Annotated in this window: 20 protein-coding genes; 1 reads left to right on the top strand and 19 read right to left on the bottom strand. The window is 42.5% G+C overall.

The genetic code is table 11. From position 1 onward, the window contains the following. Positions 1-3: 3 nt before the first annotated feature. The 11 genes from L3K52_17870 to L3K52_17820 form a co-directional block, all read right to left on the bottom strand. Positions 4-582, bottom strand: a complete 579-nt coding sequence (locus L3K52_17870) for a sugar transferase (GenBank protein UOG92034.1) — start codon at positions 580-582, stop codon at positions 4-6. Between the two features lie 76 nt (positions 583-658). Beyond that, complete coding sequence (locus L3K52_17865) at positions 659-1,252, bottom strand: acetyltransferase (GenBank protein UOG92033.1); 594 nt, start codon at positions 1,250-1,252, stop codon at positions 659-661. Between the two features lie 7 nt (positions 1,253-1,259). Beyond that, positions 1,260-1,481, bottom strand: a complete 222-nt coding sequence (locus L3K52_17860; protein ID UOG92032.1) for a BrnA antitoxin family protein — start codon at positions 1,479-1,481, stop codon at positions 1,260-1,262. Further along, the gene (locus L3K52_17855; protein ID UOG92031.1) at positions 1,478-1,792 is read right to left on the bottom strand and encodes a BrnT family toxin; all 315 of its coding nucleotides are present in this window, start codon (positions 1,790-1,792) and stop codon (positions 1,478-1,480) included. Before L3K52_17855 ends, L3K52_17860 begins: the two co-directional genes overlap by 4 nt. A gap of 21 nt (positions 1,793-1,813) precedes the next feature. Then, positions 1,814-2,098, bottom strand: coding sequence for a hypothetical protein (locus L3K52_17850; GenBank protein ID UOG92030.1), 285 nt, complete (start codon positions 2,096-2,098; stop codon positions 1,814-1,816). A gap of 179 nt (positions 2,099-2,277) precedes the next feature. Next, entirely contained in the window at positions 2,278-2,961 is a 684-nt protein-coding gene (locus L3K52_17845) for a hypothetical protein (protein UOG92029.1), read from the bottom strand. Continuing rightward, complete coding sequence (locus tag L3K52_17840; protein UOG92028.1) at positions 2,939-3,160, bottom strand: hypothetical protein; 222 nt, start codon at positions 3,158-3,160, stop codon at positions 2,939-2,941. The genes L3K52_17845 and L3K52_17840 overlap by 23 nt, the downstream gene beginning before the upstream one ends. 182 nt (positions 3,161-3,342) lie before the next feature. Next, a complete protein-coding gene (locus L3K52_17835; GenBank protein ID UOG92027.1) occupies positions 3,343-3,579 on the bottom strand; it encodes a hypothetical protein in 237 nt (78 codons plus the stop codon). Between the two features lie 9 nt (positions 3,580-3,588). Next, on the bottom strand, positions 3,589-4,071 hold the full coding sequence (locus L3K52_17830) for a DUF3368 domain-containing protein (GenBank protein ID UOG92026.1): 483 nt from the start codon (positions 4,069-4,071) through the stop codon (positions 3,589-3,591). Then, complete coding sequence (locus tag L3K52_17825) at positions 4,064-4,315, bottom strand: UPF0175 family protein (GenBank protein UOG92025.1); 252 nt, start codon at positions 4,313-4,315, stop codon at positions 4,064-4,066. The genes L3K52_17830 and L3K52_17825 overlap by 8 nt, the downstream gene beginning before the upstream one ends. 261 nt (positions 4,316-4,576) lie before the next feature. Then, positions 4,577-5,182, bottom strand: coding sequence for a Uma2 family endonuclease (locus tag L3K52_17820; protein UOG92024.1), 606 nt, complete (start codon positions 5,180-5,182; stop codon positions 4,577-4,579). A 139-nt stretch (positions 5,183-5,321) separates the two neighbouring features. Here L3K52_17820 and L3K52_17815 point away from each other — a divergent pair, with 139 nt between their 5' ends. After that, positions 5,322-5,471 (top strand): hypothetical protein, encoded by a 150-nt coding sequence (locus tag L3K52_17815; protein ID UOG92023.1) that lies wholly within the window; start codon positions 5,322-5,324, stop codon positions 5,469-5,471. 4 nt (positions 5,472-5,475) lie between these two features. Here the strand turns inward: L3K52_17815 and L3K52_17810 are convergent, their stop codons facing one another. The 8 genes from L3K52_17810 to L3K52_17775 all read right to left on the bottom strand — a co-directional run bounded on the left by L3K52_17810 (position 5,476) and on the right by L3K52_17775 (position 12,933). Next, a complete protein-coding gene (locus L3K52_17810; GenBank protein ID UOG92022.1) occupies positions 5,476-5,835 on the bottom strand; it encodes a hypothetical protein in 360 nt (119 codons plus the stop codon). A 45-nt stretch (positions 5,836-5,880) separates the two neighbouring features. Continuing rightward, entirely contained in the window at positions 5,881-6,519 is a 639-nt protein-coding gene (locus L3K52_17805; GenBank protein UOG92021.1) for a hypothetical protein, read from the bottom strand. A gap of 146 nt (positions 6,520-6,665) precedes the next feature. Then, positions 6,666-7,676, bottom strand: coding sequence for an SDR family oxidoreductase (locus tag L3K52_17800; GenBank protein UOG92020.1), 1,011 nt, complete (start codon positions 7,674-7,676; stop codon positions 6,666-6,668). Further along, positions 7,673-8,605 (bottom strand): glycosyltransferase, encoded by a 933-nt coding sequence (locus L3K52_17795; GenBank protein UOG92019.1) that lies wholly within the window; start codon positions 8,603-8,605, stop codon positions 7,673-7,675. Before L3K52_17795 ends, L3K52_17800 begins: the two co-directional genes overlap by 4 nt. Before the next feature lie 107 nt (positions 8,606-8,712). Beyond that, the gene (locus tag L3K52_17790) at positions 8,713-9,771 is read right to left on the bottom strand and encodes a glycosyltransferase family 4 protein (GenBank protein ID UOG92018.1); all 1,059 of its coding nucleotides are present in this window, start codon (positions 9,769-9,771) and stop codon (positions 8,713-8,715) included. Positions 9,772-9,789: 18 nt separating this feature from the next. Further along, complete coding sequence (locus tag L3K52_17785) at positions 9,790-10,866, bottom strand: hypothetical protein (GenBank protein ID UOG92017.1); 1,077 nt, start codon at positions 10,864-10,866, stop codon at positions 9,790-9,792. Then, the gene (locus L3K52_17780; protein UOG92016.1) at positions 10,856-11,977 is read right to left on the bottom strand and encodes a glycosyltransferase family 4 protein; all 1,122 of its coding nucleotides are present in this window, start codon (positions 11,975-11,977) and stop codon (positions 10,856-10,858) included. Before L3K52_17780 ends, L3K52_17785 begins: the two co-directional genes overlap by 11 nt. After that, positions 11,956-12,933 carry a hypothetical protein gene (locus L3K52_17775; protein UOG92015.1) on the bottom strand — a complete coding sequence of 326 codons (978 nt, stop codon included), beginning with the start codon at positions 12,931-12,933 and terminating at the stop codon, positions 11,956-11,958. Before L3K52_17775 ends, L3K52_17780 begins: the two co-directional genes overlap by 22 nt. Positions 12,934-12,957 lie beyond the last annotated feature (24 nt).

The raw sequence follows: 12,957 nt of genomic DNA, 5'->3' as shown, positions 1-12,957 counted from the left end.
GTGTTAGTGAGTCACTCCTTCGCTGCGGATGACTTTGAGCGCGGTCAGCCAGATGATTTTCAGGTCAAACCAGAAGGATTGGCGTTGCAGGTATTCGGCATCCAAGGCGACTTTTTGTGGAATAGGCAATTCATCACGCCCGTTGATTTGCGCCCAACCCGTCAAACCGGGGGGGATGCGGTGAATAGATTGTTCGGTACGTAACGCGATCAAGTCATCTTGATTGAACAGGGCAGGGCGTGGGCCGACAAAGCTCATGTCGCCTTTGAGGATGCTCCACAGTTGTGGGATTTCATCAAGGCTGGTTTTACGTAGGAAACCACCGATCGGGGTCAGGCAAGCTTTGGGGTCTTTCAGTAAGTGTGTTGCTACAGCCGGGGTATCAGTACGCATACTGCGGAATTTAGGCATTTTGAAGATACGGTTGTTTTCACCCACACGATCAGACCAGTACAGAACAGAGCCGGGTGAGGTTAAGCGGACTAGCAATGCCACGATTAGCCCCGGTATTAGCAACACAGCGGTAGCCAGCAGTGCTAATGCCAGATCGGATTGGCGTTTGAAGCTTGGATGTAAGTTCATAATGATTCCCTGTTAAGCCCAGCAATAAGCTGACTATTATTATATAAACTGGGTTAATTAATAGTTGTGATGGGTATCACATGGAAGGTGGAAACGTGCTGTTATCGGGTAAATCATGGGTGACGGTTGCACCCGCTGCGATGGTAACGTGATTGCCGATGGTGAGATAAGGCAGAATCACTGCACCTGCACCCACGAAGCACTGTGTGCCGAGGCGTACTCCGCCACTGATGACGGCACATTGGGCGATGTGGCAAAAGTCACCGATGACGCTATCGTGTTCGACCACGCTGTTGTGGTTGAGGATGCAGCCTGCACCGATAACGGCATCAGGGCCGGTGATGCTGCCAGCGGTTAGCAAACTACCTGTGCCAATGGTTGTGCTTGGGTAGCAGGTGGCGCGGGGGTGAATGGCGGTTGCGGCGCTGATGCCGCGCTGTTGCCATGCGGTTTGCAAGGCGTGGCGGATGCGGTTATTGCCGATGGCGAAGTGGATGGTGTAGGCGGCTGAATCCTGTATGTCAGCAGGGGTGAGAATGGGCAAGCCGCAACGCTGTTCGTGAGTGGGTTGGTCATCCAAGAAAGCAGTGATGGTTTTGCCCATGCTGGTAAAGGTGTGAAACACGACTTTGCCGTGTCCACCTGCACCGTAGATGTAGCAGTGAGTCATGATGGCTTCAGGCGGTTTTCCATGATAAATCCAGTTTGCGGTGTTGGGTGACGCAATCCCGCAAATAGAGGTTGATCAGGGTTTGGTAAGGGATGCCGGTTTCTTCGGTCATGGCTTTGAAGTATTCCACGGCATCGTTATCCAAGCGGATGGTGACAGGTTGTTTTAAGTGCTTGATGTAGGGGTTGCGTTTCCCTTGCATAGTGGCGAAGTCGTAATGTTCTCTCATGGTCGGTTGCTCCAATAAGCTGCTTGTTCAGAAGCGTCAGCATGTCGGGCTGAGATAATGCGGATGACGGTTTCAGTTTGGCGAAAACAGTGACAGATAACCAAGGTTTTTAGTTGGTGGTTAGTGCCAAGCAGGATAAAACGGTCTTCATCATCGGAGTGATCTGGGTCGTAGAATTGCATGGCGTATTCATCATGAAATGCGGTTTTCGCATCAACAAAGGAAACGAAGTCGGTACAGCCATGATGGCGAGCAATTGCCAAATGTAAGGCATCAGGTGTTTTTAAGCGATAAATTGACCTGAACTGCAATTCCTGTTCGTAAACTGTTTCTCACTCATCACCCCAAGCATCACGTATCTCTTGAATAGTGCGGTCAATATGCTTTGGATTTCCGAGCGGATAATGTTGGTCAGTATCGGCGGCTAACCATGCCTTGACTCCTTGGGCACTGCCTTTATGGGTTTGCCAGATGGTGAGGTGATTACTGAAAGGCATAGGTTCATCATATCGCCGGATGATGTCGATTATTCTCAGGTAATTAGCAAACGGGATGATCACTGCCTGTTTGCTGCCGCGCTCATCAACGATAAATTGTTCGTTTAACTGCATATGCATGATGTGACTTTCCGCTTGGAGACGCTTTTGATTGTGGCATAGCTTATGAGTAGCTGCAATTAACGTCGGGCTTGCAGGTAGGCTTGCGCGGTTTGGCGTAGGGCTTCATCGACGCTGACGGGGGGTGTCCAGCCGAGCAGTTCACGGGTCTTGCTGATGTCGACTTGCAGGTTGTTATTTCAAGGCAAATTATCGAATAATACCAGTGAGATATGGATGCAGGCTGCTTTTACCTGTCGCCAGTCATGCCATTTGGGATCAAGGTTCTTGTATTCTGCCAATTCAGGTGCTACTTCATCTAGGTCAAAGGGTAAGGGATTCGCCAGTTGCGTTTGCAGTTGTTGCAAAGGCGATTCGCCATTGGGTTGTGGGTAAAGTTCATCAAAACGTGCCAGTGCGTGAGTGACTTGCTCCTCACCCAAATGATCAGCCAGTGCAATAAAATCCAAGTAGTCGCGGGTCGCGTTGCGTTTGAGGATTAGCACGCCTTTGATACGCAGTATTTCGCCTTGTGTGGGCAGCGTTAGCTTTTCCCCGTGGTAGTCAATCACGTTGGTTTCTAGCGGTATTTCGCGGATCAGTTGCCGTATGCCAGTTTCAATACCGTCTAAACTGCCGAGTATTTGTACTGGGCGTTGAATACGGGCTGTTTTCCAGCCTGCTACAGACTCCATTTCAAGCAACACGTCATCAAAGCGTGCTTTTAGGTCAGTCAGTACATGGTCGGCATCCCGTGAAAAGCGATGTTGGGCGTAAATGGCAGATGCTGTGCCACCCACGAGAACGGCTTCCGGCAAAATGCGTTGCAGGCGTGCTGCCGCCGATAGCACTTGTTCCCAGTCAGGCAGCTTGGCGTTGCGCATAATGTTTCCAGAAGTGGTAGCGTTGTGCAAAGGGGTCAGCAATGCGGGCATCGCAAATACGTTGTACTTTGACGTTCAATGTGCGGTCTTGGTGTAAAGCCATGCGTAACTCAGCCCAGTCCACCCGTCGCCCACGGGCGATAATGTCGTCAATCGCAGCCAAGGTGAACTGTTGGTGTGTTAGGTGACGGTGGAGCATGGTGATTATCCGTGAGTCGCTGAATTCAGAAAAAGTATAGCACGCTTTAACGCTGGTTTTGCAGGTAGGCTTGGGCGGTTTGGCGCAGGGCTTCATCGACGCTGACGGGCGGTGTCCAGCCGAGTAGGTCGCGGGTTTTGCTGATATCGACTTGCAGGTTGCCGCAGAGGCGTTAGGCTACCTTATCCATTGTTGTTAGCAGCAAGCTCAATTCCCTTTGAACGTAGTCGGCGATGAATTTCTTCCGTTGCCTTAGTGCGTCGATTTCTGATTTCGTCAGCCGTCTTGAAACCAATGAGATACTGGGCTTCGTTGGCAGTGAGGGCGTGGGGGCAGATGTGGAACAGGTTGATGATTTCATTAGGGTATCTCCGCTCAAGTTTGCCAATGATTGTTTTATCGGGTGCAAGGCGTTTCAAACGTCAACACTATTCCCCAAGTGCCAATAGTGCTTGATGAATAAGGTCGTCAGATGCATACATACCCGCTTCACGAAGGCGGTATACCCAAGGTTTAGCGGTTTCAATGAACCCTCGGTCTTTGGCGCGTAAGACGACACCCAATGAGCCGATCATCTGAAGGTTATGGGCATTAATACAACGTCGCGCCATGCGGTCATCCAGCACTGCCCAGAAATTTCCTGTCAGGCAATGGCTGATCACTTGTGTTTCACCTGCACCCAAATCCCAACGTTCTACACTGGTTGGAATGGGTATATCAGCGCATTGATAGGCTTTTGCCCAAGCCAAGGCTCGATTGGCTGTTGCATCTTTGGGAAGACCGTCTCTGACTTCTTCCATCACTGCACTGGGGATATGTATTTGTGGTGCGAGTTTTTCAAATAATTCCAGTTGATTGATACGGGCAAACAAAATTAGGGGTGAGGCGTTGATAATCCATGCATTAGGCACGTTTGACTTCCTCTAGCAGTTCATCCAGTTCGATTTGGATAACCGGGATGCGGCGTTTGGCGAGTTCGTCAATAAAGGCTGCGCGGCTGAGTCCGGCTATTTCTGCGCCTTTTTCTTGAGAGATACGTTGTTGGGCGTACCATTGGGCAGCGGCTTCAATACGCATTTCTTTGAGAAATTCGCTGGGCGCGAAGCGTAGCGCGGAAAATACGCTGTCGGGTACGGTTAAGTTGAGGGTGGTCATGATGATGCTCTATCTCTTCTTGCCAAGATGATCTTAAGTATATCTCACGAAACACGTCGCGCTAACATCAACATCTATTTCTTTGGAATGCTGATGAGAAGCTTGTAAGGGCTGCATCGACGCTGACGGAGAATCCCGCCGCGCAAGTCGCGGGTTTTGCTGATGTCGACTTGTAGGTTGCCGAAGAGGCGTTGGGCGATGGTGCGTTTGCCCACTAGGGTTAGCGCGGTTTCCAGCCAGCTTTGGGGGATGGGGAGGATGTCAACAGTTTTTCTTCATGGGGAATGGAACATCCAGCCCGACTTCACGCCTGACCCTGCGGTAGATGTGGTGTACGGCTATTTCTAGACCAACAGATTCCAGCACCAAGGTATCTTCGGCGTAATAGGGTTCTAATTGCCAGTGGGTGCGGCGGCGGTAAACCCGTAAATAGGGCGTTTCCTGCGAAACCACGACGTATTCCAACAAGGAGGGAATTTGGGTGTAATTATCGAATTTTTCTTTGAGGTCAACCCGCTTGGTTGAGCCAGATAGCACTTCGACAATCAGTATGGGGTTAGTGCGGTAATAGGGGTCGTCAGTGTTTTCACCACAAGCCGCCATGATGTCGGGGTAATAGGAAAACGGTTTGTTGTCGCGGGTTTTCCCAATCACTTGCATGTCAGATTGCCAAACGCGGCAGGTGTCTTTCAGGGCATTGTCGATAGCAGAGCCGAGTGTATGGGCGATGGTGTTATGGGTTTCACTTGCGCCTGCTATTGCGTAGATTTCACCATCAACGTATTCGCTACGGGTGTCTACGTCGCGTTCGCCTTCCAGATAGTCATCGAAGGCGATGTAGGTTTGTGTTAAAGCTTGCATTGCCATAGGGTTGCTTCCGCTCTACTGTGTTGTTTTAGGAAAGATTTGAACAAGTATAGCAAATTAACGCTGGACTTGCAGGTAGGTTTGGGCGGTTCGGCGTAGGGCTGCCTCGACGCTGACAGAGAATCCCGCCGCGCAAGTCGTGGGTTTTGCTGATGTCGATTTGCAGGTTGCCGCAGAGGCGTTGGGCGATGGCGCGTTTCCGTCATTGCGGGCTGGAGGCGGTTTGCAAAGGAATCCACAGCAAGTATGCATTTGGTTGTGGATTCCTTTGCCGGTGGTTGTTGGGTGATTGCTTAAAATATGGTATCAATACGTGTGGCTACACAATATCCGTAGGTAACTCTTATATTAGTGTCAATATGAACAGTAACCTGTTTATTCAATGATGCGGCTAATAATGCACTGGCATAATGGCGATTGCCCTCACCAGTGGGGGTACTAGTTGCCTTACAATCTAAAGATACCCATCCGTCATTATAACCACAACCATTAGCAATAGGACTATCGAGCTCTATCATGCATCCACCCCATAGAGAAGAGTCTGATAGTACTCGAGTGATCTTTCCTGTTTTTTCAAATGTTGCTGCATTAGCTTGATTGGTTGCCATTACTAAAATGGTCGTAAGCAATAGTGTAAAAAGCGTATGTTTCATGTCGATGTCCTGAATTTGCGTGGTTGGTAAGTAAATATTCGAGGGTTATTCCTCGCGTTGTCCGGTTTCTCGTTGGCGATATTGCGCTTCGAGTTCCGCGACTTCGGGAGTGATGGCAGCGTCGGGGGAGAAATCAATTTCATTAGGCGAATAAAGTGGCGTTTCCCCCGAGCGGTATTGTCTTTCGAGTTCGGCGGTTTCTGGTGTAACCGGGGCATTAGGCGTGGTGTCGATGTCATCAATTGATAGTGTTGGTATTTCCCCGGCTCGATATTGCCTTTCAAGCTCGGCGACTTCTAGTGTGACAGCCGCATCGGGGGAGAAATCAATTGCATCGGATGTGCTTATTGGCAGTTTGCCTTCGCGGTATTGTTGTTCTAATGCTAAGACTTCGGCTGATACTACATTAAAGTCATGATTGATTGAGGTTTGCGCTGCATTGGTTGGTGCTATGGCATCGCTCTTATTGGGAATGGTTGAGCTTATAATTTCTGGACTCATTGCCGTGTTGCTTTGAGCCGTGGGCGAGGGCGGTGATTCCAGAGGTGTGGATGCATCGGGCAATTGATTTAGGGCTACATCGGTTGGTGCGGAATCCCACAGTTTAGGTGATGCAAACAGGTAGTAGCTGCAAACCGTGCTAACGACGAGCGCTATGGCTAAGAAACGTTTGTTACGCAGCATTTCACTTATACCCCTTCGTGTTAATCAATAAATAATGGTGATCGCAGAAGTAGATGGCGTTGAGACAGCACTTACACGAATCAGTTATATTTATAGCATTTACCCTTTGTGGTTTCTGTGATTGGTGTCACATGGATTGTATTTATTTATGATTGGTTATTACGTTGGGTATTGGTGAGATAGGCTTGGGCGGTCTGGCGTAGGGCTGCGTCGACACTGACGGGGGGTATCCAGCCGAGCAGGTCGCGGGTTTTGCTGATGTCGACTTGCAGGTTGCCGCAGAGGCGTTGGGCGATGGCGCGTTTGCCCACTAGGGTTAGGGCGGTTTCTAGCCAGCTTTGGGGGATGGGGAGTAAGCGGGCGGGTTTGCCTAAGGCGCGGCTGAGGCGTTGCAGGAGTTCGGTGGTGGAAAGGTCTTCGCCGTCAGAGACGAGGAAGGTTTGGTTGGCGGCGGCGGGGTGGTCGATGCAGGTGGTGATCAGGTCGATGAGGTTGGGCAGGGCGACTAGGCTGCGTTGGTTGTGGATGTTGCCTAGGGGGAGGGGGATGCCATGCGCTACGGTTTTGATGAGTTGCCCGAAGTTGCCGGGGGCGTTTGCGCCGTAAACTAAGGGGGGGCGGATAATGACGATTTCCATACCTGTTTCGGTGGCAAGTTGGCGTAGACCGATTTCGGCTTCGTGTTTGGAAATGGCGTAGGGTGTGTGTAACCCCTCGCCCTCAGCCCCTCTCCCGCAAGGGGCGAGGGGAGTAATATCATCATCGGCGGTGAAGGGTTGGGCGTAGGTTTGGTTGCCATTGACTCCGATAGAGCTGATGAAGATGAAACGGCGTACACCTGCGTTAGCGGCTTGTTGGGCTAGGTTGAGGGTGGCGTAGGTATTGGTTTCGCGGAAGGCGGCTAGTGGGTCAGTGGCTTGGTCTTTGAGGATGTGGGCGCGGGCGGCGAGGTGGATAATGGTATCTACTTTGTTAATCGCAGATGTCCAATTAGTAGATGGAAGTAGATCAGTGACAGAGACTTGCTTAATGTCGGGAGAAAAAGCATCGCTAATTTGGCGTACCGCAGCAATGATGGAATAGCCTTTTTGGTGTAGATGTTGGGTGAGGGATGAGCCGATGAATCCTGTCGAGCCAGTTAGTAAGATATTTTTCATGGCTTTTTATGACCAATAACAGACAATAAAAGACAGGAAAGTAGAAATAGAATTTTTTCGGATGGCTTGCGGCGACAGTTATAAGCGTTAAAAGCTAGATAAAGAAAATCGCTACGTGATAGGTCGCACCAACGATTTACAAATGGGTGTGAAGCTAAGCCGCATAAACGGGCAAGTAACACGGATTGCTCTAGAGCCTTGCCACTAAGAACAAAGCGCATTCGATACAAGAATGCTTTATAACCAGTGTTGACACCAACTTGATTATTTTCATGCTGACGGTACAGCATTGACGAGTATTTATCTATGTACCACTTGTAGTTATGAGAGCGTGCGAATGCGTAGATAAACCAATCATGTAGCCAAACAGACGACATAGGTTCTTTGTTGTCACGGACAAATGCTTGCAATTCAATTGCAAGTTTTTTAGTCAAAACAAACGTGCAACCCGGTCCCGGTGATTGAAAGAGATAATCCCATTCAACTTGGGGTTGAGCTTTATTTATTAATTTTTTTCGTCCATCAGGCCAGAAAGCTGTGAAGTTGCTGGAATAGCCATCGCAGTTATATTTAGTCAACATTTGGATGGCTCTGGAAAGTTTATCGGGATACCAAATGTCGTCTTGATCAGCGAATGCAATATAGTTAAATTCTGAGAAATCGACATCACTAATAAGACGGAAGAAATTTGGGGCTGCACCACCAAAAATATCACCATAAGGTAGTAATTTGATAGAGTCTTTTAGTAAAGCTAATTTCTTTATATGAGATTGAATACTATCTGGAGATTTGTCGAGGCTAATAAATATTGTTGGTGTAACGTTGATTTGGCTTTCAATGGAATTGATTTGACTGTTAATATATGTTTCATCATTATAAGCGGCCATTATTACGGCTACATTACAGTAGTAAGAGTTAGAAGTTTTCATCTTTTATGATATTAACTTTATTGTATGTCATCGGCAATTGAGAATTCGCTCTTTATCATTTGATAACGATGAGTTCAGGCAATCAAAGAATGGTAGGTTTCCATTAGTTATAACAGTCGGTTGTGGATAAAAAAATCACGTAGTTGTTTTTTAGTTTCATTCCAGTTAAATCGGGTGATAATTATTTTTTTACTCTCCTCATTGAATTGATAGGAGTCAACAGCGTCAAGAAGATTAATTAAGGATTCTTCTTTATAAGGACTGAAGTAGTAGATGTTAAACTCTCCAAATTCGGCTAAAGAACCTGCATCAGAAGAAAAAACAATCGTATTTGAATTAATGGATTCTAAAACTGGCAAACCAAACCCTTCATAAAGTGATGGAAAAACAAATGCGCTAGCATTTTCATATAAGCTTTTTAAGCTTGCATCATTAATGTATCCAGTATAGATTATTTTTTTCTTGCCTATGGCTTTATTCTCTCCTTTGTGACCGACTAAAACTAGTTTTTTAGTAGAGTTGGATTTAATGTAACAATTTATTAGGAATGTTAGATTTTTATGAGGTCGGTTATTTCCAGTATAAAGAAAAAAATCTTTTTTTCTTAGGTTTAAATTGTAAAAATCAACATTATTTAGATTATTTGTTTCAAGAAGATTAACTCCCTCAACGATAGTTGTTGAATTTAATCCAAATATGTTTTTAACATCTTGATTGGTAGCTTCTGATATGCTAAATATATGGTTTGAGTTTTTTAAGCTGGTTTTAACGATTAAGTTATAATAAATGACGGCTAATCTATTTATAACGTAAAACCCTCCAAAAAAACCATTAACAATTCGATACATTAGATCATGAACTGTGGTTATGTAAATTTTTTGACGATCTTTGAAAAAAGAATTTGAGTAAAATGGCGAATGATAAATATCCGCATCTATTTTTTTTAAGAAGCGATGAAAAATAAAAAAATGAAGCAGATTAAATGGTTTTAGATCGGTTTTATAGGTTTTTATTTCTGTGAAATGCTTCTTTAAGTGTGGGGTTGTTATAAGTAAGATATTTTCCGAGCCAAATAAGTCCATATATATTTTTAGTATTTCCTCACTGTATCTGGAAATCCCTGTTTTTTTATCGGAAATTAATCTGCCATCTAGGATAATTTTCATAAATATATAATTTACTATTTAGCGGTTTATTATCTTTGGAAAGTATATGATTAAAGTTATATAAATAGATTGCTGTATAACTTGATATAAAAATATGTCTGGGCCGTGTCTAAAAAAGTGAACAGAGTTTATAGTTAATAAGAGAATTATTAAGTTTCCTAACGTTGATGAAAATAGTCGTATTAAAAGAGTGAGGAAAGAAAAATAAAATATATAAAGAAACCACCAATAAGATTTTGACAATATAAGAAAATAAGCAATCGGATGTAATGCTAGACCATGCCCTACTTCATCCTTGTAAAAATCAGCTAATAAATAATCAAGATTAAAGTATGTTCCATACAAGAGATGGCTATTATCTAGAGCATGACCTATACTTGCATAGACACCTAAAAACTCAGATGTGTAGGAATAAAATGAAAATAATTGATGATAAACATCTGCTTGATCATCAGCTGCAACTGCTCTTAATATTGAGATGACTATTATTATAATAATTGAGAAAATCCCAATGTAAATTAAATGCTTATTTGAGTTTTCACTTGTGTCAGAGTTAAATAAAAGTAATGCGATGGCATAATAAGAAAACTTTTTTCCTAAATATATAAAATCAAGCAACACAAATAGAAAAACTATTATATAAAAATATTTTTTTGAAATATATCTTGCAATATAAACTAAAGCGCCAATAAATAAAAAAGATACGCCAGAAACAAGAAATTCATGTAGATTTGAAAGTAAAAAAATTCTGTCTGAACCAACAGTTAATCGCTGGTATATCCCATTTGTTAATAGAACAAAAATAAATAATAAAAATAAATAAAAATGAATTCTTAAAATTTTCCTTGAAAGAGAGCTAATTGATTTGCTACTATTGATTGATTTTTTAGAAATTATATAAGTAAGACCTAAGAAAAAAAATGATACACAGAAAGCAAACATAGCAAAGTATTTAGAGAGGCTCTCGCTATATGAGAAAATATAAAAGTTACTTCCTAAGACGTACTCTCCTGATATGGGAAGGATAAAGTATAAAAAAAATAATAAAATTATAAATTTTGTTTGATTACTTAGAGGGATTTTGTTATTCATCATGTTGTTCTGGAAATCTCAGTAAAGCATTGATGGATTTTATTTTTGAGGAGTTCAGAAATTTCTCATTTATAGTGGCTTTTGCATTACTTTGTAAATCAGTGTAATTAATTAAGTTAAGTGATTTAATTATTGAATCAATGTTCTCTATTTTTTTATAGAGAAAGCCATTTTTTTCATGCTCAACCATTTCTGGAATGCCATCAATGCTGTGAGCAATAACAGGTACGCCGTGATTAAAAGCTTCTAATATAACTGTAGGTAAAGAGTCTTTTTTGCTTGTTATTATAAGGAAATGAATGGATTCGTAAAATTTACTGATGGATGGTCTATCAAGTCTACCTATAAGCTCAATACTTAGCTGTTCTGCCTTTATGACCTGCTGTACTTTTTTAAAGAGTTGCTGATCTAAGATTGATCCGTACACCATTCGTCCTGATATTTTGATATTTTTTGTTATACTTGCTTGCTTAATAAAATGTGTAAAATCAAGTGGATTCTTCAATTCATCAATATTTCCAATGAACCCAAAAATCATTTCATTATTTATTTCTTTTTTTAGATAGGTTGAGTTAGGAGTTAGTCCATTGTAAACGATAACAATTTTATGCTCAGGTATTCCTATAGTGACAAGTGCTTTTTTTACAGCATCTGAGACAGCAATATATTTACTTACGAAGCGATCAAAAAATAAAATCCATTTTGCTAAGAGAGTGCCTTGCTCAATCATATCGTGAATATAGTTAATATGAGTCTTCTTAAATAAAAAAGAGTAAAAAGAGTAAAAAATATCACCTGTATTATTGCCAAGGACGACTGTTATTTTTTTGTTTGATAATACTTTCGCTAACACAAAGAATGACATTGCAAGACGGTAAGCTTTATGTACTAATCCAAGTAATCCACTAGTTGCATGAGCTGGAATTAAAAATTTACTGGTAATACTTTTATTAAAATTGAACTGTTTGTAAAAATTATTTACAGTTTCAATATCCGAATAAATAATGGTGATTTTATTTGTGTGTTGTGTTTCTCTCAAGTAATCACCTAAAACAATTTCAGCACCACTTATAATGGGTGTGCCGCTAATGATCAATACTTGATTGCTGTCCATTTTTTTCTCAAATAACTCATGATTTTGGATGAAAGTTTTGGCAATATTCTATGGGGATATTTTAAATATCGGTAGTACCATATTTCCTTGCGCAAATAATTATCAATTTCTTGCTGAGTCACAGAATCCAGCAAGGGATTGTTTGGGAATGAATAGAACTCTTTTGAGTCAAACAGTATTTGACTCTGATATAAAAGATGTTCGACATTATTTGAGTCGCAATGTAGTCCTGAGCCGTCATAACCGTGATTTCGTACTCGACTTGTATTGGAGAAAATGCAACTCATGTTGTTGCGGAATAAATGGTAACAAATATAGGTGTCACCGCCAAGTTTGTTTATTCTGATGCTGCGTTTAAGGTGGGATAAAACATGTTTGCTTGTTATCTTCTTTACATTATCTTTGTTAAGCAAATATTCTTTCACCTCATCTATATTCCAATTAATTGCTCTAAATTTATCTCTCCATGTGCCATAGCCCCATGCAGAAAAGCCTTGATACAAAAAAATATGGTCAGGTTTTTTTCTAAAGTTTAATGGGTATATATAACCACATATAGCTAGAATATCTGATCTCTTTTCATAAGTATCTAGTCCACCATTTATGAAGTTTAGGAAATCTAGTGAGAATTCGTTGTCATCCTCAGAAATTATGATTCTGTCATATTTTTCAAATATTAAAGCCTGAGCATTGTAGAAATTTTCGTGTGCACCTAAGTTTTCTTTGCGTTTTATAATGGTAACTTCTTTAAATCCATTGATTCCACTATCAATGTATTCTTGTATTTTATTATAACCTGAACAGTGTTTTTCTGATGGGGGATAGTCGAGTGCTATAAAAAGGTGAGTTTCATTGCTATAAATGCAGTTCTTTAGTGATTCAACACAGCGCTTAAAGTGATCATAGCGGTTAAGTGTTCCTATCAAAACAGGAGCATATTTTTTTACTGATTTCATAAAAATTTATCCAAACTAAAACTT

Source organism: Candidatus Thiothrix sulfatifontis (assembly GCA_022828425.1).
Lineage (GTDB): Bacteria > Pseudomonadota > Gammaproteobacteria > Thiotrichales > Thiotrichaceae > Thiothrix > Thiothrix sulfatifontis.
This window is presented reverse-complemented; position numbering and strand designations above follow the sequence as displayed.

Excerpts from the sequence above, each read along its gene's own strand:
- L3K52_17870 (UOG92034.1), bottom strand. The coding sequence starts at position 582 with ATGAACTTACATCCAAGCTTCAAACGCCAATCCGATCTGGCATTAGCA.
- L3K52_17865 (UOG92033.1), bottom strand. The coding sequence starts at position 1,252 with ATGACTCACTGCTACATCTACGGTGCAGGTGGACACGGCAAAGTCGTG.
- L3K52_17860 (UOG92032.1), bottom strand. The coding sequence starts at position 1,481 with ATGAGAGAACATTACGACTTCGCCACTATGCAAGGGAAACGCAACCCC.
- L3K52_17850 (UOG92030.1), bottom strand. The coding sequence starts at position 2,098 with ATGCATATGCAGTTAAACGAACAATTTATCGTTGATGAGCGCGGCAGC.
- L3K52_17845 (UOG92029.1), bottom strand. The coding sequence starts at position 2,961 with ATGCGCAACGCCAAGCTGCCTGACTGGGAACAAGTGCTATCGGCGGCA.
- L3K52_17840 (UOG92028.1), bottom strand. The coding sequence starts at position 3,160 with ATGCTCCACCGTCACCTAACACACCAACAGTTCACCTTGGCTGCGATT.
- L3K52_17825 (UOG92025.1), bottom strand. The coding sequence starts at position 4,315 with ATGACCACCCTCAACTTAACCGTACCCGACAGCGTATTTTCCGCGCTA.
- L3K52_17820 (UOG92024.1), bottom strand. The coding sequence starts at position 5,182 with ATGGCAATGCAAGCTTTAACACAAACCTACATCGCCTTCGATGACTAT.
- L3K52_17810 (UOG92022.1), bottom strand. The coding sequence starts at position 5,835 with ATGAAACATACGCTTTTTACACTATTGCTTACGACCATTTTAGTAATG.
- L3K52_17805 (UOG92021.1), bottom strand. The coding sequence starts at position 6,519 with ATGCTGCGTAACAAACGTTTCTTAGCCATAGCGCTCGTCGTTAGCACG.
- L3K52_17800 (UOG92020.1), bottom strand. The coding sequence starts at position 7,676 with ATGAAAAATATCTTACTAACTGGCTCGACAGGATTCATCGGCTCATCC.
- L3K52_17795 (UOG92019.1), bottom strand. The coding sequence starts at position 8,605 with ATGAAAACTTCTAACTCTTACTACTGTAATGTAGCCGTAATAATGGCC.
- L3K52_17790 (UOG92018.1), bottom strand. The coding sequence starts at position 9,771 with ATGAAAATTATCCTAGATGGCAGATTAATTTCCGATAAAAAAACAGGG.
- L3K52_17785 (UOG92017.1), bottom strand. The coding sequence starts at position 10,866 with ATGATGAATAACAAAATCCCTCTAAGTAATCAAACAAAATTTATAATT.
- L3K52_17780 (UOG92016.1), bottom strand. The coding sequence starts at position 11,977 with ATGGACAGCAATCAAGTATTGATCATTAGCGGCACACCCATTATAAGT.
- L3K52_17775 (UOG92015.1), bottom strand. The coding sequence starts at position 12,933 with ATGAAATCAGTAAAAAAATATGCTCCTGTTTTGATAGGAACACTTAAC.